Annotated in this window: 20 protein-coding genes; 9 read left to right on the top strand and 11 right to left on the bottom strand. The window is 40.9% G+C overall.

Annotated elements, in window-relative coordinates; translation table 11 throughout:
• Positions 1–161 precede the first annotated feature (161 nt).
• Positions 162–1,040 carry an ABC transporter ATP-binding protein gene (locus tag FC24_RS08530; protein ID WP_057874472.1) on the bottom strand — a complete coding sequence of 293 codons (879 nt, stop codon included), beginning with the start codon at positions 1,038–1,040 and terminating at the stop codon, positions 162–164.
• A 299-nt stretch (positions 1,041–1,339) separates the two neighbouring features.
• Here FC24_RS08530 and FC24_RS08525 point away from each other — a divergent pair, with 299 nt between their 5' ends.
• Both FC24_RS08525 and FC24_RS08520 read left to right on the top strand, forming a co-directional pair.
• Positions 1,340–2,071 (top strand): LytR/AlgR family response regulator transcription factor, encoded by a 732-nt coding sequence (locus FC24_RS08525; RefSeq protein ID WP_057874471.1) that lies wholly within the window; start codon positions 1,340–1,342, stop codon positions 2,069–2,071.
• A complete protein-coding gene (locus FC24_RS08520; protein ID WP_057874470.1) occupies positions 2,068–3,327 on the top strand; it encodes a GHKL domain-containing protein in 1,260 nt (419 codons plus the stop codon). The genes FC24_RS08525 and FC24_RS08520 overlap by 4 nt, the downstream gene beginning before the upstream one ends.
• Before the next feature lie 66 nt (positions 3,328–3,393).
• Here FC24_RS08520 and FC24_RS08515 read toward each other — a convergent pair whose 3' ends face one another.
• Both FC24_RS08515 and FC24_RS08510 read right to left on the bottom strand, forming a co-directional pair.
• Positions 3,394–3,720: a carboxymuconolactone decarboxylase family protein gene (locus FC24_RS08515; protein WP_057874469.1), complete on the bottom strand. Its 327-nt coding sequence runs from the start codon at positions 3,718–3,720 to the stop codon at positions 3,394–3,396.
• A 1-nt stretch (position 3,721) separates the two neighbouring features.
• Positions 3,722–4,147 carry a cupin domain-containing protein gene (locus tag FC24_RS08510; protein ID WP_057874468.1) on the bottom strand — a complete coding sequence of 142 codons (426 nt, stop codon included), beginning with the start codon at positions 4,145–4,147 and terminating at the stop codon, positions 3,722–3,724.
• 129 nt (positions 4,148–4,276) lie between these two features.
• On the opposite strand from FC24_RS08510, the gene FC24_RS08505 reads away from it, so the two are divergent.
• A complete protein-coding gene (locus FC24_RS08505) occupies positions 4,277–5,176 on the top strand; it encodes a LysR family transcriptional regulator (protein ID WP_057874467.1) in 900 nt (299 codons plus the stop codon).
• A 26-nt stretch (positions 5,177–5,202) separates the two neighbouring features.
• Here FC24_RS08505 and FC24_RS08500 read toward each other — a convergent pair whose 3' ends face one another.
• On the bottom strand, positions 5,203–5,508 hold the full coding sequence (locus tag FC24_RS08500; RefSeq protein WP_057874466.1) for a rhodanese-like domain-containing protein: 306 nt from the start codon (positions 5,506–5,508) through the stop codon (positions 5,203–5,205).
• Between the two features lie 303 nt (positions 5,509–5,811).
• Here FC24_RS08500 and FC24_RS08495 point away from each other — a divergent pair, with 303 nt between their 5' ends.
• Both FC24_RS08495 and FC24_RS08490 read left to right on the top strand, forming a co-directional pair.
• Complete coding sequence (locus FC24_RS08495; protein WP_057874465.1) at positions 5,812–6,972, top strand: double-cubane-cluster-containing anaerobic reductase; 1,161 nt, start codon at positions 5,812–5,814, stop codon at positions 6,970–6,972.
• A 2-nt stretch (positions 6,973–6,974) separates the two neighbouring features.
• A complete protein-coding gene (locus FC24_RS08490; RefSeq protein ID WP_057874464.1) occupies positions 6,975–7,769 on the top strand; it encodes an acyl-CoA dehydratase activase in 795 nt (264 codons plus the stop codon).
• A 112-nt stretch (positions 7,770–7,881) separates the two neighbouring features.
• Here the strand turns inward: FC24_RS08490 and ahpF are convergent, their stop codons facing one another.
• The 3 genes from ahpF to FC24_RS08475 all read right to left on the bottom strand — a co-directional run bounded on the left by ahpF (position 7,882) and on the right by FC24_RS08475 (position 11,682).
• Positions 7,882–9,450 carry an alkyl hydroperoxide reductase subunit F gene (gene ahpF, locus FC24_RS08485; protein ID WP_057874463.1) on the bottom strand — a complete coding sequence of 523 codons (1,569 nt, stop codon included), beginning with the start codon at positions 9,448–9,450 and terminating at the stop codon, positions 7,882–7,884.
• 28 nt (positions 9,451–9,478) lie between these two features.
• Entirely contained in the window at positions 9,479–10,042 is a 564-nt protein-coding gene (gene ahpC, locus FC24_RS08480; RefSeq protein WP_057874462.1) for an alkyl hydroperoxide reductase subunit C, read from the bottom strand.
• Positions 10,043–10,746: 704 nt separating this feature from the next.
• Entirely contained in the window at positions 10,747–11,682 is a 936-nt protein-coding gene (locus FC24_RS08475) for a LysR family transcriptional regulator (RefSeq protein WP_057874461.1), read from the bottom strand.
• A 187-nt stretch (positions 11,683–11,869) separates the two neighbouring features.
• On the opposite strand from FC24_RS08475, the gene FC24_RS08470 reads away from it, so the two are divergent.
• The 4 genes from FC24_RS08470 to FC24_RS08460 all read left to right on the top strand — a co-directional run bounded on the left by FC24_RS08470 (position 11,870) and on the right by FC24_RS08460 (position 15,079).
• A complete protein-coding gene (locus FC24_RS08470) occupies positions 11,870–14,233 on the top strand; it encodes an NAD(P)H-dependent oxidoreductase (protein ID WP_057874460.1) in 2,364 nt (787 codons plus the stop codon).
• Positions 14,234–14,428: 195 nt separating this feature from the next.
• Positions 14,429–14,632 carry a hypothetical protein gene (locus FC24_RS11785; RefSeq protein ID WP_057874459.1) on the top strand — a complete coding sequence of 68 codons (204 nt, stop codon included), beginning with the start codon at positions 14,429–14,431 and terminating at the stop codon, positions 14,630–14,632.
• Positions 14,541–14,861, top strand: coding sequence for a DUF2975 domain-containing protein (locus tag FC24_RS11365; RefSeq protein WP_235807360.1), 321 nt, complete (start codon positions 14,541–14,543; stop codon positions 14,859–14,861). The genes FC24_RS11785 and FC24_RS11365 overlap by 92 nt, the downstream gene beginning before the upstream one ends.
• A gap of 8 nt (positions 14,862–14,869) precedes the next feature.
• Entirely contained in the window at positions 14,870–15,079 is a 210-nt protein-coding gene (locus FC24_RS08460) for a helix-turn-helix domain-containing protein (protein WP_057874458.1), read from the top strand.
• Between the two features lie 53 nt (positions 15,080–15,132).
• Here the strand turns inward: FC24_RS08460 and narI are convergent, their stop codons facing one another.
• From narI to FC24_RS08440, 4 genes are read right to left on the bottom strand one after another with little or no spacing between them, the layout of a single operon-like run.
• Positions 15,133–15,828, bottom strand: coding sequence for a respiratory nitrate reductase subunit gamma (gene narI, locus FC24_RS08455; protein ID WP_057874457.1), 696 nt, complete (start codon positions 15,826–15,828; stop codon positions 15,133–15,135).
• Positions 15,829–16,401 (bottom strand): nitrate reductase molybdenum cofactor assembly chaperone, encoded by a 573-nt coding sequence (gene narJ / locus FC24_RS08450; RefSeq protein ID WP_057874456.1) that lies wholly within the window; start codon positions 16,399–16,401, stop codon positions 15,829–15,831.
• Complete coding sequence (narH, locus tag FC24_RS08445) at positions 16,394–17,953, bottom strand: nitrate reductase subunit beta (RefSeq protein ID WP_057874455.1); 1,560 nt, start codon at positions 17,951–17,953, stop codon at positions 16,394–16,396. The genes narJ and narH overlap by 8 nt, the downstream gene beginning before the upstream one ends.
• Positions 17,943–21,611, bottom strand: coding sequence for a nitrate reductase subunit alpha (locus FC24_RS08440; protein WP_057874454.1), 3,669 nt, complete (start codon positions 21,609–21,611; stop codon positions 17,943–17,945). The genes narH and FC24_RS08440 overlap by 11 nt, the downstream gene beginning before the upstream one ends.
• Positions 21,612–21,855: the final 244 nt, after the last annotated feature.

The raw sequence follows: 21,855 nt of genomic DNA, 5'->3' as shown, positions 1-21,855 counted from the left end.
CTATACAATTCAGAAATCTTTTATGCATTTACACAAAATATTTTACGCTCTCAAATAAGCACCTAAAGCGTAAATTAATGAAAATAAACTAATCAATAAAACACCAATAAATATTTTTCGGTGATAAAGTTTTCTGAATTCCGCACGCATAATCATAGCCATTATTTATCATCCCCAAACAAATCTGTTAAAGCGTGACTCAAATCTTTAATTGCTATAATACGGACATGATGGTGGTTTAAAATGTTAATTGCAGTATTTAGATTCAGTTCGTCTTTAAAAACCGTGGTAGTATCATTTTGGACTAAGCCAATTTTAGAAAGCTTGTTTAAAACAGCTGGCTCTGCTGCTTCAAATTCAAGCTTATATTTTTGATTAAAATGATGCTTAATATCTAGTATCGTCTTATCTTTGATCAATAAACACCGATCACACATTTGTTCAATTTCTTCTAATTGATGTGAGGAAATTAATACTGTAATATTATAATTCTGCTTAAGTTCTAAAATATACTGTTTAAAGTGTTCAACACCAACTGGATCAAGACCAACAAAAGGTTCATCTAAGATTAAAATTTTAGGGTGATTAATTAAAGCTAATCCTAGTCCCAATCTCTGCTTCATTCCAAATGAGTAACTTTTCACTGGTTTTTTATTATTTGATAAATTAACGAAATCTAACATTGTCTTTATCTGCTTTTTAATATTATTATCGATTTTATTTACATTGCGATAACTTTCAAAAATAAGCATATTTTCAAAACCACTTAAATAATCAAATAAACGACAATCTAATAAAACTCCAAAGTTAGCCATCTTTTCAGGATCATGTTGATAATTAGTATCACCTTGATAAGAAATTTCACCAGTGCTGACCGTCAGTAGACCCAGTAACATTTTCATTAAAGTTGTTTTGCCAGCACCATTTTGTCCAATTAAGCCGACAATTTCTCCCTCTGTTAAACAGAAATTTACATCCTCTAAAACTGACTGTGTTTTAAAGCTTTTCGATACATGTTTAACATTGAGCAAGTGTCTCATTAAAGTAACACTTCCTTTTCTCCAATTGAAAGATTGCGATTATAGTATAATTTATAAAATTTCCCTTTTGCTTTAATTAATTCATCAAAAGTCCCTTTCTTTGTTGTAAATAAAAGTATGCTTTTCCCCTCCTTTCAATTTAGATATAAACCAACACACCTTGAGACACATAAAGTAATCATTACTTTATGCCATAATGATATTGCAAAATATTGTAAGCGGTTTCATAATTGTTCTAAATGGTATGGTTTAATGTTCTATTTTGTAAACAGGTCTCCCATACAGAAAGTGGTGACATCATGCTTAACTTTGCTATATGTGATGATAATCATTTGCATAATTCTCGTTTAGAAACTTTTTTATTACGCTATGAAAAAGAGAGTAATCAAACCTATCATATTGATATTTTTCAATCTGGCACTTCATTGCTCCATCATATTTTAAAAATGGGAAAGCAATATCAAATTTTGTTTTTAGATATTGAAATGAAATCATTAAATGGTATTGAAACAGCCAAAAAAATACGTATGTACGATAAAAATTGCTTATTAATTTACATCACGAGCTATGATCAATACACACTTGAAAGCTTTGAAGTATCCCCATTCAGATACCTCCTTAAACCTATTACATACCCAGTGATTGCTAAGATTCTGCACATAGCAATTGATGAAATTTTTTCTTCAAACCAATATTTATTTATAAAAAAATACCACAATAATTATCAAATACGCTTTGATAATATTATTGGTATTTTCTCTGAAAATCATCGACAGATTAGATTAGCAATTAAGGGGCCACAACAAATGCTAATTTTTTATGGCAAAATTAAGAACATTGAGCAACAAATTAATCCAACAATTTTTGCTAAGGTAAATCGCGGTACTATTGTTAACATGAATAGTATCTGTTCAATCATTGATACAATCATTACGCTAGAAAATAAAGAACGTGTGCCAATAAGCAGAGGGTATAAAAAAAGATTTAAAACATTGTACAATCACTATATTGAAAGGAAAATTGGACTATGATAGGGGTTATTTATCTTACGATTGGAATCAGTTTTATCTTAATTCAAAGTTTTACTATCATAATCTACATGACGCGCTTTTTACAAAGACGTGTTTCTTTGAATTTTCTGTTTCCCATAATATTAGGTATTGATCTAGTCGCCCATCTCTCCGTTTCAAGTGGATCAGCACAAACTACTACTTGGCAAACTAACTATCGTTTTTTTATCTTTTTAGCCATTATTTTTTTCTTTTTCTTTGGAAAATTATTAAAAAAATTTTTTCATTATATTTTCCTATCTTATTTAATCTTTACACAAAATGAAATCTTGCTTTTATTGACAAAAACTGAACATACTTTGCTTCATCAATTGCTCATTGAGCTTGGGCTCTCAATTATTATTTTATTGATTGTTCTATCAATTAATTTACTAGTTTATTTTAAAACAGCAAATTGGTCTGGATTAGAAAATAAAGAATATTTTTTGCTAAGTATTATCCCAGCTTTCAGTATCCTTTTAATGATAGATCAACCTACCCACCAACTACAGCAAATCTTAAAACTTATCATTATCCTAGTCATTAATCTAACAACCGTCCGGCTATACGATCAACTATCTAGAAAAAATTTTTTATTGCAAGCTAAAATGGTGAATGAATTATTAGATGACTATTATCGTCTAATTTTAAAAACACAAAAACAAACAACCAAATTACGCCATAATTTAAAAAATATTTTATTAGAGTTAATCTATTACTTAAATAAGAATGATGTCTCTGCTGCCAAAAATTATTTAACGTCAATTTTGAATGCTTCAACACTTAATCAAAACCAACTTACCGGCTGTGGTCAGATTGATGCAATTTTAGCGCCGAAAATTGAATTACTTAAGGAAAAACACATTGCCCATACCTTTAAAGCACAAATTCCTAGCGATCTTGATGTCAGTAAAATCATCTTAGATATTGCTATTATTCTAGGAAACTTAATTGATAATGCTATCGAAGAATCACTAAGATTGCCTCACCATCAACACGTTAAAATTTCATTATCCTACCAAAAGGAAAAACTCTTTTTTTACATCTCTAATCGTTCCCATCCTAAAAACATAAACCTAGAAGCAGAAGCAACACCATCAGAAAAAAATAATGGTCGTCAGGGATTAGGCTTGAGTAGCGTCAAAGAAAGTGTTAAAAAATTAAACGGCTATTTATCCTTAAGCCACAATGATTCTAATTTCAAAGCTTTAATTATTTTACCTATTCGTTTAGTCTAAATTTTTTAGCATAATCAAAATACGCCCGCTCAAACAATTATCTGAGCGGGCGTGTATCATTAATCATTAAGCTTTTTCCGTGAAAATTTGTTTCGCCAAACCAAATGCTGACCAGGCTTTGGGCCAACCTGCGTAAAAGGCTAAATGTGTAATCAACGCCACCATTTCTGAACGGGTGACCCCATTAGCTTTTGCCATTTTCATGTGCGCTTCTAATTGCGGAAACGCACCTTGGCTCATCAAAGCCGCGCAAGTAATCATGCTCCGATCCCGGGCAGATAATTGATCTTCACGCGCCCAAACTTCACCAAATAAGACATCATCATTTAACTTAGCAAATTGTGGGGCAAAATCCCCTAATTGTTTTTGCCCAGCGGTTTGTTTTTTTGCCATTTTAAACTTCCTCCTTCAATTGCTTGTATTGCGCATCAGAAACAGGTTCCAACCATTCTGGTGTACCAGCGGTAATGGCAATGTGGGAAAACCAACTATTTTGTGTCGCACCATGCCAATGTTTAACACCGTCATGTGTCACCACCACATCGCCAGCATGTAATTGCCGTGCTGGTTGGCCAGCTTCTTGATACCAGCCAGTACCCCCAGTAACCAATAAAATTTGAAACCCATGATGGTGGATGTGCCAATGATTACGACAGCCCGGTTCAAAGGTCACATTGCCAACACTGACATTCACGGCTGGATCAGCGACCAAGCTTTGCAAATAACTTTGGCCAGTAAAATATTGTTGGTAAGCTTGATTGGCAGTTCCAATTGAAAAAATTCCTTGCTTAACGGCTGTTTCGTTTTGTTTATCGGACATATCAAAACCCCTTTAATCAAATTTTGTCTGATTTATTAACTACGATTCATTGTAAAATCAAATCTGCTATAGGTATAATACTTTTAAAGAACATATCTATGCTTAGCAAGCATATTAAAGGAGTCAAAAATGGAAATCCGCTTATTACGTTATTTTTGGACCATCGCTGATTTAGGTACTATTTCTGCTGCAGCCAACCAACTTCACATTACTCAGCCCACCTTAAGCCGCCAATTACAAGGATTGGAGGCCCAATTAGGCACCCCACTTTTCGTTCGTCACCCTAAACATTTGGAGTTAACCCAAGCCGGCGCTTTTCTGAAAAGCCGAGCGGCGGAGATTTTGACATTAACGCATCAAACAGAACAGGAATTTGCTGCACAAAAACAGCATTTATTTAGCGGTCACATTCGAATCGGCTGTGTTGCGGCTGATAATTCGGATACTATGGCAATGCTGTTAGAAGAATTAGTTCACGACTACCCGGCCGTAACCTACAACATTATCACCGGTGCCAGTGATTTGATCGAAGAACAGCTGGACAGAGGATTATTAGACGTTGCTGTTTTATTAGAACCCGTTGCTGCCCAAAAATATCATACGTTAACGTTGCCACGAACCGAACAATGGGGGCTTTTGGTCGCTAAGCAAAGTCAATTAGCACACAAAAGTACTATTCAACCAACTGACTTAGCTGATTTACCGCTGATGCTGTCACAACGGCCCGCCGTTCAAAACATGCTAAAAAAATGGCGCGGTGAAACCATTAAGCCCCCACGCATTATCGGTACGTTTAACCTGATCTTTAATGTATTGCCGTTAATTGAAGCTAACTTAGGTGCCGCTTTAAGTATCCAGGGCATCACGTCAGAAATTAATCCTGAGACATTAAACTTTATTCCCCTAGTCCCTGACATCAAAACGCGTTGCATTTTAGTCTGGCGCAAAAATCGCGTGTTGACCCCGGTGGTAACGGAATACATTCGGCGCTTTAAAACGGCATTTGGCACTAAAAAAGCACAGGACTAATTTGCCCTGTGCTTTTTAAGCAATTCTTATTTAACGGTTTTACCTTGGTAGCCGTTCATCCCATTTAATACGTTAACGGTTTGGTAACCGCGTGCTTGTAGATTTGTTGCGGCTTTCATGCTCAACACACCAGATTTACAGATTAAATACACGGGCGTTTTTTTATCCGCACTGTCAAAGGAATCAATGTCAGCGTAAGGAACATTTTTAGCTTGTTTAATGTGCCCTTGCTGGTATTGTTCTGGTTTGCGAACATCTAATAATCTTAAATCGGGATTTTGTTGCAATTGCTTAGCTAATTCTTCTGGAGTGACATTTTTTATCTCTGTCATGATGATCCGCCTCACTTCTTTTTTATCCAATTTTATGATAGCACTGTAAGCGCTATGTTCAAAGCTAAACAGCGTTCAAAAAAATATTTTTTACTCATTTTTCATGAAATCCCTATCAACTCCTTCAAAAATATTGAAAGCGTTATCTAAGCCATAATTACGCAGGTTGACGTGACTTTGCGCGCCTTTTATACTGAAGCCATGAGCAAACAAAAATTTTCATTTAAGCAGATAATTTTTCTGTTTCCCGGGGATAATTTTGCGTTTGCTTGTGAAATACTATACAAAAGAGGCGGATGTAAGATGAAGGTTAAAACAGAGTTGCCAGAAGTGTTTGATGATTTTGGTGCGGCCCGCAAGCAAGGTTTTTTGAAGGTCAAATCATTGAAAGACAAAGGCCAACGTGTGGTTGGGGTTTACTGTACGTTTATGCCGGAAGAATTAGTGCTAGCTAGTGGTGCTGTACAGATCAGTCTATGCTCAACTTCAGAAGAAACCATTCCAGCAGCTGAGGAAGACTTACCACGTAATTTGTGCCCGTTGATTAAAGCCAGTTATGGGTTCGCTAAAACTGATAAGTGCCCTTACTTCTATTTCTCAGATTTAGTTGTTGGGGAAACCACCTGTGATGGTAAAAAGAAAATGTACGAGTACATGTCAGATTTAAAGCCGCTTTATCTGATGCAATTACCACACATGCGGACAACTGAACAGAGTAAAGAATTATGGTACCGGGAATTAGTTGCCTTTAAAAATAAATTGGAAGATTTCTTCGACGTCACCATTACTGAAGACCAGATTCGCGATGCCATTCACCTAAAGAACCGGGAGCGGCTAGCTAAAAAGCATTTCTATGAATTAGGCCAGCTCAACCCACCAGCTTTAAGCGGTGCTGAAATTTTCAAAGTCATGTATGGCTCCCAGTACAAATTTGATAAGGAAGAAAACATCCAGTCTTTAGAAGATGCCACGACGGCAGTTAAAGAGCGCTACGCCAATGGTGAACATTTAGAAAGCAAACCGCGGATTTTAATCACCGGCTCCCCAATGGGTGGCGTCACTGAAAAAGTCATCCACGCAGTTGAAGAAAACGGCGGTGTCGTGGTTGGCTACGAAAATTGTACCGTTGCTAAAGCAACTGAACGGCTAGTAGCTAAAGATGAACCAGACGTTTACCAGTCCTTAGTTGACAAGTACTTAAACATTGGCTGTGCTTGCTTGTCACAAAACAAACCCCGGTTGCAATTAATCAGCGACATGATTGATAAATACCAAGTTGACGGCGTAATCGACATGGTTTTGCAAAATTGCATTCCATTTTCTGTTGAATCACACCGGATTAAAGATTTCGTCAATGACGAAAAACAAAAACCATACATGTATCTAGAAACAGATTACTCAGAAGCTGATATTGAGCAAATCAATACCCGGGTAACTGCATTTCTAGAAATGCTGGAGGGATAATTTTGCATTACATTGGATTAGATGCTGGCTCAACCACCACTAAAGCGGTGCTGTGCACTGAAGATAAAATTGTGGCGAAATATTTACTGCCCACTGCCGGTGATCCTAAAGGTGCAATGCATACGGTCCTTGATCATTTCACGAAACAATATGGCCCCTACGATTATTTAATCACTACCGGTTATGGTCGGAAATTGTTGCCTGCTGATTTGGTGATTACTGAAATTACTTGCCATGGCCGCGGTGCAGAGTACTTACATCCTGGTATCACGCAGGTTATTGACATTGGTGGTCAAGACTGTAAAACCATTCAGCTCAATGGTAAAGGCGGCGTGTTAGATTTTAATATGAACGACCGTTGCGCCGCTGGTACCGGCCGCTTTGTGGAAGTCATGATGAAAACCTTAGGTGAGGACATTGATATTTTAGATGATTTTGTTGCAGATGCCACACCGGTTAAAATCAACAGTATGTGTACCGTTTTTGCGGAATCAGAAGTTGTCAGTTTAGTCGCCAAAGGCACACCCCGGGAAAATATCGCCCTAGGTGTACTAAACTCCATTGCCAAACGAATTAAAGGCCAGTACATTAAGTTACAGCCTAAACATGGCAGCCCCATTTTATTTACCGGTGGCTTATCACGCAGTAAAGCTTTTGCTAAAGTTTTAAAATCGATTGTCGACGCCCCAATTTACCGAGATGATCTCGGGCAATATGCCGGTGCCATCGGTGCTGCACAAATCGGTTTAAAAAAATTACAACCTAAAGTAACCCCGACGACAGCTAATCAACGTTGAAAATATCAGATTCAGGCAGTTTGCCTATATCTCTACTGTCCTAGGGAACAACTAAAAAGACCTGTGATAAACAATTCAGTTATCACAGGTCTTTCAGTTTGTTTAAACTAGTCTAATTAGTGACTGGCTGTTTAGCTGCAACATCATTTCTAACCAGATAATCAAAGGCACTGAGCGCGGCAGTCGCACCTGAACCCATCGCAACGATAATTTGCTTATAGGCAGAATCAGTACAATCACCTGCAGCAAAAATCCCTGGTACATCAGTTGCTTGTTTAGTATCCGTCATAATTTCATGCCGCGCATTTAATTCAATCGGTGCAGTTACCCAATCAGTATTAGGCTGAAGCCCAATTTGAATAAAGACGCCTTCTAAATCAAGGTGGTGCGTTTCTTGCGTTTCCCGATCAGTATAAGTCAACCCGTTAACGCGACCATCACCAGTAATTTCTTTAGTTGCTGCATTGGCAATCAACGTCACATTATCTAAATCCCGGGCCTTAGCCTGCAAGACACTGTCCGCACCAAAGTTAGCCGAAAATTCTAGCACGGTGACATGCTTGCAAATTCCTGCCATGTCAATGGCTGCTTCAATGCCAGAATTACCACCGCCAATGACAGCAACATCTTTACCAGCATAAAGTGGTCCATCACAGTGAGGACAGTACGCCACACCTTTGTTTTTGAATTCTGTTTCACCAGGTACACCGATATGCTTCCACTGCGCACCAGTTGCAATAATGACCGTTCTCGCGGTTAAAGTATTACCAGAAGCCAAATCAATTTTCACTTGGTCTTCTTTGCGCACCGCTGTGACGTGCTGACCAGTCAAAACATGAACCCCATATTTTTCAACTTGTGCCTGCACGTTAGCCATTAATTTTTCGCCTTCGATGTGATCGATCCCGGCTAAGTTTTCAATGCCAGCTGTATCTAATGGTTGCCCGCCGAAGTGATCCGCAACAATAGCAGTCGCTACACCTTTACGAGCCGCATAGATTGCCGCACTGCCGGCTGCTGGGCCACCGCCGACAATCACAACATCAAATTGTTGGTCCGTCCAGTCATCTGTAAGTGCTTGTGGCGCGCCACCGGAGGCTTTATCAACCAGTTCTTCTAATGTTGCTCGGCCTGTATGCCATTCTTCTCCATTAAGAAAAACCGTTGGCACTGCCATGACATTCTTTTGCGTCGCTTCATCCTGATACATACCGCCTTCAATCATGGTATGTGAAATCTTAGGGTTTAACACACTCATGATGTTTAAAGCCTGCACGACATCAGGACAATTGTGGCAGCTTAGACTCGCAAAAGTTTCAAAGTGTAATTCTGCATCAATACTTTGAATCTGCTGTTTCAGCGTCGCACTAATTTTTGGCGCATGACCAGATACTTGCAACAAAGCAAGGACAAACGACGTGAATTCATGGCCTAAAGGAACGCCAGCAAATTCAATCCCACTACTAGGTTGATTAGCTTGATCAATTGTAAAACTAGGTTGCCGCTTTAAGTGTCCTTTAGCAACAGAAATTTTAGGCGACATTGCGGCAACTTCCTTAATGAAGTCACTCACTTTTTGTGAATGCGTGTCATCCCCTAAATCTGCTGTCAACACCACGTCTTGTTCTAATAATTTTAAATAGGCTGCAAGTTGTTGCTTAACTGTTTGTTCAATTGCCATCTGGCAGACGCTCCCTTCTTAGATCAATTTAAATTTTGCCGACAAGATCTAAGCCTGGCGTCAAGGTCTGGTCGTCTTCTTTCCATTTAGCTGGGCAAACTTCGCCTGGATGAGCAGCAACATATTGCCCTGCTTTAATCCGGCTAATGTATTCACTGGCATTTCGGCCAATGCCGTCTGCATTAATTTCCAAGGATTGAACCACGCCATCAGGGTCTAAAATAAAGGTGCCCCGCTGAGCTAAGCCTTGTTCTTCATCTAAGACATCGAATAAGCGCATAATCTTTTGTGAAGGATCACCAATCATGGTGTATTCAACTTTACCTACCGCATCAGAATCATCGTGCCAAGCTTTGTGAACAAAGTGTGTATCTGCAGAAACAGAGTAAACTTCCACGCCTAGGTCTTGCAATTCTTTGTAATGATCTTGCAAATCTTCCAATTCCGTTGGGCAAACGAAAGAAAAGTCTGCAGGGTAAAACATCACAATGCTCCAGTGACCCATTAAATCTTTATCTGAAACGTCAATAAACTTGCCTTGCCGATATGCGTGCGCGTTAAATTCGCCAATCTTTTTCCCGACTAATGACATGTTAATAACCTCCTAATTTATATCGCTTACATTTCTCATTCTAAACGATAATCATTCTAAGTCAAGTCTAAATAACAAATAAAAATAAGTGATAAATGCCAGAAACCGCAGTGCTTCTACGTTAGTTGCAAAAAATTACACAATCAAAAATTTTATTTTATTTACCGGCTTGATTTAAGTTTGATGAAACTAGTTTTCATAATGTTAAAATGTGCAACGGATTTCGTTTTGATGTTATGGTCCAGCATCACCGGTATAAACGTGCTGACGCAAGCAGCTTCTTCCGTCTAACTGCAAATAGCGCGCCATTCACTGCGTGAATAACGCGCTATTTTACGTTAGTGCTCAGAAGCTAACCGCTTTGATGTCATTAATCAGCACCATTGCCATAAACGTGCTATAGCAGGCAGCTGTTTCCGCTTGCCATGTTTCAACTCGGCGGTCTTCGCCGTAGTTGAATGGTCAACGTCTGTAGCATGAAAGATTTTCGGTACGAAAATCATCCTTAACTGCGGAATAGTAGCTACACCTCCATCAATCATTTGCTTTGCAAATAATTGATGGGGTTAGGCTAATGCTCAAGTGCTTTCATGCAATTAATTACCGTTACTGCTGTAAACGTGCTGACGCAAGCAGCTTCTTCCGTCTAACTGCAAATAGCGCGCCATTCACTGCGTGAATAACGCGCTATTTTACGTTAGTACTCAGAAGCTAACCGCTTGCGTCAGCACTCTTGCCATTTTTATCAGTGCTTTTTCTTGGTTTGTTAGTAGGCGGTCCCTTTTGTAGGCGATGAAGGTTTCGCTTTGGAGGGCGTTGGTGGCTAATTGGTAAGTAGCGATTGGTTGTTTAGTTGGGTGGCTTTGCCAGACTAGTTTGGGAACAAAGGTTGCTGCTGCAAAGCCATTTTGCACTAATTTAATCCCCGTATCCAAGCTTGCTGTACGCAACACAATTTGGGGATCGATATTGTTTTTAGTTAAATATTGTTGAATTAATCGTTGAAAACCAGAATTTTTATTCTCTAAAATTAATGGTTGGTGATCAATCAATTGGCGGCAATCTGTGATAACCTGCACTTTTTTAGTTGGTCCTTGGTAAGCTGGATGTTGCGGTGGCAGTAATAAATAAACTGGCTCCCGCTCTAGTAACTGGTACCGAATTTTTTGATTGTCAACTGGTAATACCCCAAAATATAAATCTAAACTACCATTGAGTAATTCCTTTTCCACTTCACTACTGGGATATTCTACTAAGCGCAGGGCAACATGGGGGTAAAGCGCGTGGTACCGGGGCAGTAGCCGGGGCAAAATCTGCTCACCTAATGATTGGGTTACGCCGATGGTTAACCGGCCATAACCCGTCTTATTCAGTGTTGCCAGACCATCATATAATGAATCATATTGCGCTATAATGTGCTGCAATCGCTGCAGATAATACTCACCTGCATAGGTTAACTGTAGCGGGTGGTGATGGCGTTGCAATAAACAAGTATTCAACTGCCGTTCGCGCTGACTAATCAGTTTACTTAATGCTGGTTGTGTCATGAAAAGTTTTTCCGCTGCAGCAGTGATGTTACCAAGCTTTGCAACCGTTTTTAATACTCTGATAAACTGTTTATCTTTTTCTAAAGGCGTCATAGTCGTTCTCTCCCTTGTTATCTATTATATGCCACTTTTGGCATGTTTTTAACTTAAAAGAATCATTTCACAATTTTTTAAAAACAATTACCATAGTAAGCAGATGCATTTAATTAACTTTGCTCGTGAAAAAATGCGCGAAGTCGGTTATGCACAATCAGTTTTTGACTAAAGGAAGGAACGTCTAATGAAATTTATCGGTATTGTGGGGACCAACGCCCCTTTTTCAAATAATCGGTTACTTTTAAATTACATGAAACAGCATTTCGCACCTCAGCACCAACTGGAAATCTGCGAAATTCAAAAACTACCTTTGTTCAATGAAGAAATTGCTGCGGACACACCAGCTAGCATCCAAGAATTAGCGCAAAAAATCGATGCGGCCGATGGTGTCATCATTGCAACACCAGAGTATGACCATTCTATTCCTGCTGCTTTAAAAAGTGTTTTAGAGTGGCTGTCAGATAACGTTCACCCACTAGCTCATAAACCAGTGATGGTGGTAGGCACTTCCTATGGCCCACAAGGGACTTCTCGGGCGCAACAACATTTACGGCAGATTTTAGATTCCCCGGGTATCGGCGCTTTTGTCCTACCTGGCAATGAATTTTTGTTAGGTCATGCAAAAGCGGCCTTTGATGCGAACCAACAATTAAAAGACCCGCAAACTATCAGTTTCTTAGAACAATGCTTCCACAATTATCTCGACTTTGCTCAAACCATCAATCGCCAGTACCGGCAAGCTGCTTGGCAAGGGAGCTATGACGTTATTGTTGTCGGTTTTGGCGCTGCTGGCGCAACTGCCGCCAGATTTGCTGCGGACCAAGGTGCCAAAGTCTTACTGACCGATGCAGCGCCAAATGGTCATGAAGGCGGCAACGTCCGCTATGCTGGTCAAGTTGTCGCAACTGGTGGTGATTATGCTAAAATGCTGACTTACTACAAAGCCATGCTGGGTCCTACTGATTTGGACGAAGATTTATTGGAAACCTACGTTCATGGCATGGTAAACATGCGCCAGTACTTTAAAGATTATCTAGACGTTGACTCACCTGTCAGTTATAACGATACTTATAAACATGGCAGTCAAGGTGAAGTTGCCAAAGGTTTAGCACCAGAATACCCTGAATATCCCGGCTCAGAAACATTTGATCTCACCATGGTTCACCAAGGGTTTTTCGACGCTGCATTGTGGAAAAACTTACGGCAGCACGTGGTTGACCGCAGCCAACAAATTGATGTGTGGTTTGCCTCGCCAGCTACCCATTTGATCCAAGATCCAAACACTAAAACAATTACTGGTGTAACCATCAAACGCAATGGCCAAGAAGTTAATATTCAGGCTAAAAATGGGGTGGTTTTAGCTAGTGGTGGTTTTGAAACTGATCAACAGGCCATCCAAGACTACTTAGGTGCACCGCACTTAGCACCAATTGGCTCACTTTACAACCAAGGTGCTGGCATTAAAATGGCTGAAGAAGTCGGTGCGGATATGTGGCACATGCATAGTTATGAAGGCCTAGGCATGTTAGCCGGCATGACCTTTGCGCCTGAACCTGGACAACGGGGTAAATTAATCTTAGCGCCATGGCCGGAACTGTACACTGGTAGTATTTTTGTTGCTGGTGACGATGGCAGCCGGTATTTCCGCGAAGATGAACCTAATCGGCACGGTCGACTCTATGATCATGGCATTTGGCGGATTCCAGCAGCCCAAGACCATCCTTACCTGATTTTTGATCAGCAACAGTACCAACAATTTAAAAACGCAAAACAATTGCCAGATCCAAATTTCTTCAGCCGCTTAATCAAGGCAGACAACTTGACTGATTTGGCAACAAAGACGAAATTAGATGCCGCAACGTTAAAACAAACTGTCGCTGATTTCAACTTCTTTGCTGAAAATGGTCATGACTACGATCAAAACCGGGATCCTGCAACTATGCGTGCCTTTACCGCTGGCCCATATTATGCCGTTGAATTAGCAGCAGGTATGTTAAACACGCAAGGTGGCCCGCGGCGCAATGCACAAGCAGAAATTTTGAACCCGGCGCACCAGCCAATTCCGCATTTATACGGTGCTGGTGAATTAGGTGGCGCTAACGCCAATCAATACGCTGGTGGCAGCAATTTAGCAGAGTGCTTGATTTTTGGCAAAATTGCCGGTGAAAACGCGGCAAGTACCAAAACAGCCACACCTGTACAAAACATTACCGTAACAAACAAAGTCACTTTAGGTGGCAGTGATTTGACTACTAAAGATCCGTTAAAGGACATCAAAGTTGGCCCTAATCAATATTTAGGTGTAAGTGATGCCGGTATCGGTGGCCAAATTGTCGTTCGAATCACGTACACCGACCATAAATTGCAAAACGTTGAAGTGGTCCAAGAAAGTGAAAGTGAAGACGTGGGCCAAGCTGCAGTAACACAACTACCAGACAAAATGGTGGCAGCAAATAGTTACGCTGTCGATGCCATTTCTGGCGCCACAACTTCTAGTAAAGCCCTAAAAAGTGCTGTTAAAAATGCATTAGCTAAAGCACAGGCATAACTAATAAAACAGCAACCGTTCAGCTCACCAAGCTACTTGGTAACTGAAGGTTGCTGTTTTTTATTAACTAATTAATTTTTAAAATACGCTTAAAAGTTAACTGAAGTCCTTGCTTTTTTATCGAAAAACGATAAACTATTATTGAAATTCAATATTGTATTAGCTAAATTGAAAATTTTCAAGGAGGGAACCAGCTTGCATCAAGAAACGACTTTTTTAAAAGCGGTTATAATTGGCTTAGTATTGGTGGTGCTTGGCGGTTGTTGTTTTGCCATCCCTAATATCATCCATATCGGTTGGCAATTTCATAACCGCAATCCTGTTCAGTTGGATAGCTTGGCAGACGCTACGCTTACTTCAAGCGATTGCCCAGCAAACTGTATTTACGCTGCAATCTAGCGCCAATTTACATCGGATTAAAATCGGCACACTACTGATGAGTGCCTGTTACTTGCTAGAATTACCGGTTTTATATGTGATTGCAGATCACGCAGATGCACCGGGAATTTTATTAATCGGCATTATCTTAACCGGCGCGGCAATTGTCATTAGTGTTTTTGCCGCCCTGTTAGAAAAATTACTAGCCAGCGCGCGGACCTATAAAGCTGAAAACGACTTAACGATTTGAGGTGTGCCATGAAAATTGACGTAAAGCTGGACGTTGTTTTAGCACAACGAAAAATGACCCTCACGCAATTAGCACAAAAGGTGGACATCACGGTTGCTAATTTGTCTATTTTAAAAACAGGCAAAGCAAAAGCCATCCGTTTTTCCACCCTCGCTGCGATCTGTGCTGCGCTAGACTGCCAACCAGGAGACATTTTAGTTTATCAAGCAGAAAAATAAAAAAGCGCACGGTCATTCCAGATTAGTGACTGTGCGCTTTTTATTTGAATCAGTTAAACTTGCGGCCGCCGCCGATAGACGATAAAGCGCCGGTAAACATAACGCCAAGGTAGCGCTAAAGCGTGCACTAATCGCGTATACGGAAAGGCACCAAAAATCATCAAACCAAAAATAACGTGGAGTTTATACATTAGCGGTGTTGCTAACATTAACCGAAAATCCGGTTGGAAGTAAAACAACTGCCGCGCCCAAATTGCCAATGATGTCCGGTAATTAAAGTCTGGGTGTACTGGCGCTGTCACAAATGACGATAACATTCCTAACGTAATTTCAATGGTTAAAGCAGCGATGACAATCAAATCTGCTGTTGAGCTGGTCCGAAAGACCCGGTGATTACGGAAACGGCGCCAACACAACATGTAAACCCCAACAGTAGCTAAAATCCCAAAGAAAGCTCCCGCAGGAATCGCGATGAAATGATGATAGACATAATCACTGATTCCCAGTGCGTCTGTCCAGGCTTTCGGGATTAAAACGCCCATAATGTGGCCGAAAAACACACCGATAATCCCCACGTGAAATAAGGTGCTACCTACCATCAACCTTTTTTTCTCTAACATTTCACTGGATTTTGCAGTCACTCCGGCATGAAAGAAAGTAAACCGAATAATCGTACCGAAAAAGAAAGAACCTAGCATTAAGTACGGATAAATGGTCCAAAGAAAATATTCAAATGGATGGCTTGCCATTTAAGACACCTCCTGTTGCGTCATCACGCAGGAACGTAATTCTTGCCGCAATAAACGGACTAGGTGTAAATAAGGTTCATGCGCGTATTCCCCTTGATTTTGCAAGATGTGATAAGTCCCATCTTCGATCACTTGAAAGACTAACGCGATGTCTTGTTGCCGCGGATCCTGCTGCCAATTACCATAAGTTAAAAACTCTAGCATCAATGGCAGGTAATCAGCTAATTCATTACCATCAATGGCCACCCCAAACATTTCATACAACATTTTAAGTTTAGCCAGTAATTGACCCCGCTCCCGTGAATCTTGGTAACGATAATAACTCAAATAAAGGGTGAAGCGTTTATTCAGATCAAACAAATTAGCATATTCTTGTTGCAAAGTCAGTAACGATTTTTGTTGCTGCTGCGTTAACCAAGCGCTAAAAGCTGCTTTTTGTGGTGTTTGCGGATAGTCACGTTCAAAATCAGCAACTAATGTTGACTGACGCAATTCATCATCAGGATAGTCCAACCAATGGGCAAAATAAACGAAACCTGGCCGTAATTGATTGACACGTTCAATTTTAATCACGCCAAATCCCTCCATAAAATGATTCGGCGTAAATTTCCGCCGATGACTTTCCGGCTTCAGCTTTACGGAACATGCTGCCATGTTGTGGCGCCAAACTACAACCGCGGCATTCATCATAGCCTACTGTTCCTTGGGCTTCATAACCATTTTCCACTTTTTCCTTGTGACTTTTTGGAATCACAAACCGATCTTCATATTTAGCAATGGCCAATAACCGATATAAAGAAGTTGCTGTCTGAGCCGTTAAACCAACTCGGGATAATTTATCCGTATCAAATGCTTTGCCGCTGGTCCGTGCCCGCATGTAAAGGCGCATCATGGCTAATTTATATAACGCAGTTTTAATCACTTCTTGATTACCACCTGTCAATAAATTGGCTAAATAAGCAACAGGGATTCTCATTTCATCAATCCCTGGAAAGATCATTTCTGGATTATTGATGGAATCCCGACCTTCAAAGTAATTCATAATTGGAGACAACGGTGGTACATACCAAACCATCGGCATGGTCCGGTATTCTGGATGAAGCGGAAAAGCAATTTTTTCTTCTACAGCCATCCGATAAATTGGTGAACGCCGGGCAGCATCTAGCATATCTTCGCTAATGCCATCAGCTAAAGCTTGTTTAATCACTTCAGGATCGTTAGGATCTAAAAATAAGCTCAGTTGGCTTTCATATAATTTTGTCTGATCAGGTTCCTCAGCTGCTTCTGCAACGCGGTCAGCATCATAAAGCATCACGCCAATGTAACGAATCCGGCCAACACAAGTTTCAGAACAAACCGTTGGTAAACCTTCTTCAATCCGTGGATAGCAAAAAGTACATTTTTCCGCTTTATGCGTTTGCCAGTTAAAGTAAACTTTTTTATACGGGCAGCCAGACATGCAAAACCGCCAGCCGCGGCAGCGTTCCTGATCTACTAAGACAATGCCGTCTTCATCCCGTTTATACATTGCACCAGAAGGACAAGAAGCGACACAAGGTGCATTTAAACAGTGTTCACACAACCGTGGTAAGTACATCATAAAGGCTTGTTCAAAATTTGCTTTGATGTCTGCTTCAATTTTTTGCATGTTTGGGTCTTGATCAAACGTATTAGGCGAGCCTGCTAAATCGTCATCCCAGTTAGGTCCTGTTTTTAAATCCATGTATTCACCAGTAATCTGTGATTTAGCCCGGGCTACTGGCTGATGTTTCTTTTCTGGACCAAATAACGTTTGATAGTCATAGGTCCAAGGTTCATAGTAATCATCTAATTCTGGCATGTCTGGATTATAAAAGATTTTACCTAACGCAATTTTATTTAATTTGTTTCCAGCCTTTAATTGTAGCTTCCCTTTCTGGTTTAGCTCCCAGCCACCGTGGTAGTGTTGTTCATCTTCCCAGCGCTTGGGGTAACCGACACCTGGTTTGGTTTCAACGTTATTGAACCACATGTATTCTGCACCAGGCCGATTGGTCCAAGTATTTTTGCAAGTAACCGAACAAGTATGGCAGCCAATACATTTATCTAGGTTTAAAACCATCCCAATTTGTGCTTTAATCCGCATTCCAGTTCACCTTCTTTAATTTTCTAACTTTAACGTATAAATCACGCTGATTACCAATTGGACCATAGTAATTAAATCCATAGCTCAATTGCGCGTACCCACCAACCATCTGTGTGGGTTTAATGTGGATTTGTGTTGGCGCATTGTGGCTGCCACCACGATTACCCGTAATGGTAGACAATGGCTCTTGAATTTCCATATCCTGCGCATGGTACATGTACATGGTACCTTCTGGCATCCGATGGCTGACAACAGCACGGGCTGTGACTACCCCGTTGCGGTTATACAACTCTAGCCAATCATTATCTTGAATGCCAATTTTATCCGCATCGACTGGACTGAGCCAAACATTCGGTCCCCCACGGAACAAGGTCAGCATTTCTAAATTGTCATAATAAGTGGTGTGAATGTTCCATTTACCGTGTGGTGTCATGTAGCGTAACGTCAATTCTTGGTCAACTGGCGTAATCTTAACGTCTTCAGGTCCCATAACGGTAGGTGGCAAAGTCGGCTTAAAGGTGGCTAATTCCTCACCATATTCTTGGAATACTTCATGATCCAAATAGAATTGTTGGCGGCCAGTTAACGTCCGGAACGGGACTAGCCGCTCAATATTGACCGTAAATGGTGAGTACCGCTGACCGTCGTGTTTTGAACTACTAAAGATCGGCGTTGGAATGGCTTCACGCGGTTCAGTTGTAATGGCCTTGAAAGTGATTTTTTCTTCTTTACGGCCGATACTAATATCCTGCAACTTTTGCCCAGTTTTCGCCTCGGCATCCGCCCAAGCACGCTGTGCAACATGGCCGTTAGTTGCACTAGAAAGTAATAACACAGCTTCGGCTACTTTTTTATCTTGATCTAATTTAGGACAATCTTGACGAATACCAGTTGGCCAAGTTGAATTGCGAGCTTTCAATTCTTCATATTCTGGTTTAACGCTGTATGCATAGCCATTATTACCAAGATTGCCATTAGCATGCGGCCCTAAAGCCGTGTACTTTGCATAAACTTGTGTATAATCACGTTTGATCAAAGCCAGTTTAGGCATTGTTTTTCCTGGAATCGGCTCAACCTCACCAGTTTTCCAATCCTTAATCTCACCGTAAGGCTGTGCAATTTCACCTGGTGAATCATGGCCCAATGCCTGGGTCTTCAAATCATAAACTGGTGCTGGAAAATAAGTTTTAGCCAGCGCTGAGAACTTACCTGCCAGTGCCGCAAAGGTTTGCCAATCACTTTTTGATTCCCATAACGGGGCAACTGCTGCATTAAACGGGTGGATGTATGGGTGCATATCAGTTGAGGAAAGGTCTTCTTTTTCATACCAAGTCGCTGCTGGTAAAACCACATCAGCGTACATCGGCGTAGTGACCATCCGGAAATCTAGCGCAACTAATAAATCTAATTTGCCTTCAACCGTCTCATCATGCCATTTCATCTGGGTAGGTTTAAACCGGGCATTGCTTTTGGCCAATAAACCGTTTTCAGCGCCCAGTAAATGTTTCATGAAATATTCTTGACCTTTACCGGATGACGCAAATAAATTAGATCGCCAAACAAACATCCCCTTCGGCTGATTTTGCGCCGCATCTGGATCTTCCGCCGCAAAATGCAATTGCCCGTCCTTCAATTCTTGAACCACTTTTTGGCTTAATTGCTTCAAATCATGGGTTTTGTACGTTTCAGCAAAACTTAATGAATTACGATCAAACTGCGGATAGCCGGGTAGCCAACCTAAGCGAATGGCCAATTGATTATAATCTGCTGGGTGATCGTAATGATGTTTCACTTGTTTGACAGGTGATTTTAGCGCACGGTTATCCAGCTCATCATACTTCCACTGATCACTGGCAAAGTAAAAGAACGACGTGCCGTTTTGCTGGCGAGCGCCACCAGGCTGCCAATCATTAGCAAAGGCAATTGTGCCCCAGCCTTCAGCTGGGCGTAATTTTTCTTGACCGACATAATGCGCCCAGCCACCGCCGGAAACACCTTCACAACCGCATAGCATCAATAAATTAATGATCGTTCGGTAATTCATATCACTGTTAAACCAATGGTTGATCCCAGCGCCCATGATCACCATCGATTTACCACCAGTATCTAAGGCATTTTGCGCAAATTCCCGTGCGATTTGGACCACTAAACTAGCTTTAACACCAGTCACTTTTTCTTGCCAAGCTGGTGTATAAACACTGTTAGCATCATCGTAACCACTTGCAGCTAAATCGTCATCAGGCTGACGTTTAATCCCATACTGACTCATCATCAAATCATAAACGGTAGTGACTAATTTTTGCTGGCCATTTTTTAATGTTACCCGTTGAACCGGTAAATGCCGCGTTGAAATGGCATTGCCCTTTTGATTAAAGACAGGAAAATCGATTTGGACGGTTTGTTGCTGCGCTGCCACGCTTAAAGCCGGATCAATCGGATTGCCAGCTTCATCCTTTAATGTTAAGTTCCACTGACGATTATCTTCCCAACGCTGCCCAACAGTCCCATTAGGGACGACCATTTTAGCCTGTTTTTGATCCCAAACCACTGGTTTCCAGGCCCCATTAGGCACTTCCGTATCGGTTAAATCACTGATGCGGACAAACCGGCCTGAAGTAAAGTGCGCTTGCTGCGCAGCACTAGGTTCTAAAAAGACCATGAACGGTAAATCGGTAAATTGTTTGGCATAGTTGATAAATTGCGGTTCTTGCCGTTTTTGATAATATTCATTTAAAACAACATGGGTCATCCCTTGGGCCAAAGCCGCGTCGGTTCCGGGATGCGGCGCTAGCCAGTTATCGGCAAATTTAACATTTTCCGCATAATCTGGACTAACGGCAACAATTTTAGCACCGTGGTAACGGGCTTCGGTCATAAAGTGCGCGTCCGGTGTCCGTGTTAATGGTACATTGGAGCCCCACATAATGATGTATTGACTGTTATACCAGTCAGCCGACTCTGGCACATCAGTTTGTTCACCCCAAACTTGTGGTGAAGCAGGCGGTAAATCCGCGTACCAATCATAAAAACTCAGCATCTCTGAGCCTAATAGTGATAGAAAACGTGCGCCAGAAGCATAGCTGATCATCGACATGGCTGGAATGGGTGAAAATCCAGCAATCCGGTCTGGACCATATTTTTTCAATGTGTAGATCAGCATAACCGAAATTAATTCTAAGGCATCATCCCAGTGGACCCGCACTAAACCACCATGGCCCCGGGCACTTTTGTACTGTTTTTCTTTTTGCGGATCTTCCACAATACTAGCCCAAGCAGCCACTCGGTCATCGGTTTTCGTTTTCGCATCTGACCATAAACGCCACAATTTCCCCCGGATATAAGGATATTTAATCCGAACTGGGCTATATTCATACCAAGAAAAACTGGCTCCCCGCGGGCACCCACGTGGTTCATATTCTGGCATATTAGGCCCACAAGACGGGTAATCTGTGGCTTGGTGCTCCCAAGTGATAATACCTTGCTTCACGTAAACATTCCAACTACAAGAACCGGTACAATTGACACCGTGGGTCGTGCGGACAACTTTATCGTGTGCCCAGCGCTGCTTGTATAATTTTTCCCAACGGCGATTATTTTCTTCTAATTGCGTAAAACTACCGTTAAATTTCTCAACCGGTTTAAAAAATCGCGACTTCACAATCCCTCACGTCCTTCCCAAATCAACTTTGTTTTGATCTTTTCAATAAACAGCATTAAAGCTGATAACTAAAAGTAAGACTTTTCCCTAATATTCACAATATCATTCTCGATGCTATACTGCGATTAGGGAATTGCCCGATCTTTGCGGATCGTGCGAATGTGAATCGTTTATTTTATCCTTCATAAACTTAAAATTAATGCTTAACTAGCCAACGCACTTGTGAGATAAAATCAGCGTTTAA

This window comes from Loigolactobacillus rennini DSM 20253, from assembly GCF_001436505.1.
GTDB lineage: Bacteria > Bacillota > Bacilli > Lactobacillales > Lactobacillaceae > Loigolactobacillus > Loigolactobacillus rennini.
The sequence above is the reverse complement of the archived record's forward strand: the minus strand, read 5'-3'. Positions and strand labels throughout refer to the sequence as shown.

Bases quoted from the DNA above. Each gene is read 5' to 3' on its own strand.
- FC24_RS08460 (WP_057874458.1), top strand. From the start codon at position 14,870: ATGAAAATTGACGTAAAGCTGGACGTTGTTTTAGCACAACGAAAAATG.
- narH (WP_057874455.1), bottom strand. From the start codon at position 17,953: ATGCGGATTAAAGCACAAATTGGGATGGTTTTAAACCTAGATAAATGT.
- narI (WP_057874457.1), bottom strand. From the start codon at position 15,828: ATGGCAAGCCATCCATTTGAATATTTTCTTTGGACCATTTATCCGTAC.
- FC24_RS08470 (WP_057874460.1), top strand. From the start codon at position 11,870: ATGAAATTTATCGGTATTGTGGGGACCAACGCCCCTTTTTCAAATAAT.
- ahpC (WP_057874462.1), bottom strand. From the start codon at position 10,042: ATGTCATTAGTCGGGAAAAAGATTGGCGAATTTAACGCGCACGCATAT.
- FC24_RS08510 (WP_057874468.1), bottom strand. From the start codon at position 4,147: ATGTCCGATAAACAAAACGAAACAGCCGTTAAGCAAGGAATTTTTTCA.
- ahpF (WP_057874463.1), bottom strand. From the start codon at position 9,450: ATGGCAATTGAACAAACAGTTAAGCAACAACTTGCAGCCTATTTAAAA.
- FC24_RS08500 (WP_057874466.1), bottom strand. From the start codon at position 5,508: ATGACAGAGATAAAAAATGTCACTCCAGAAGAATTAGCTAAGCAATTG.
- FC24_RS08515 (WP_057874469.1), bottom strand. From the start codon at position 3,720: ATGGCAAAAAAACAAACCGCTGGGCAAAAACAATTAGGGGATTTTGCC.
- FC24_RS08505 (WP_057874467.1), top strand. From the start codon at position 4,277: ATGGAAATCCGCTTATTACGTTATTTTTGGACCATCGCTGATTTAGGT.
- FC24_RS08525 (WP_057874471.1), top strand. From the start codon at position 1,340: ATGCTTAACTTTGCTATATGTGATGATAATCATTTGCATAATTCTCGT.
- FC24_RS08520 (WP_057874470.1), top strand. From the start codon at position 2,068: ATGATAGGGGTTATTTATCTTACGATTGGAATCAGTTTTATCTTAATT.
- FC24_RS08495 (WP_057874465.1), top strand. From the start codon at position 5,812: ATGAAGGTTAAAACAGAGTTGCCAGAAGTGTTTGATGATTTTGGTGCG.
- FC24_RS08530 (WP_057874472.1), bottom strand. From the start codon at position 1,040: ATGAGACACTTGCTCAATGTTAAACATGTATCGAAAAGCTTTAAAACA.
- FC24_RS08475 (WP_057874461.1), bottom strand. From the start codon at position 11,682: ATGACGCCTTTAGAAAAAGATAAACAGTTTATCAGAGTATTAAAAACG.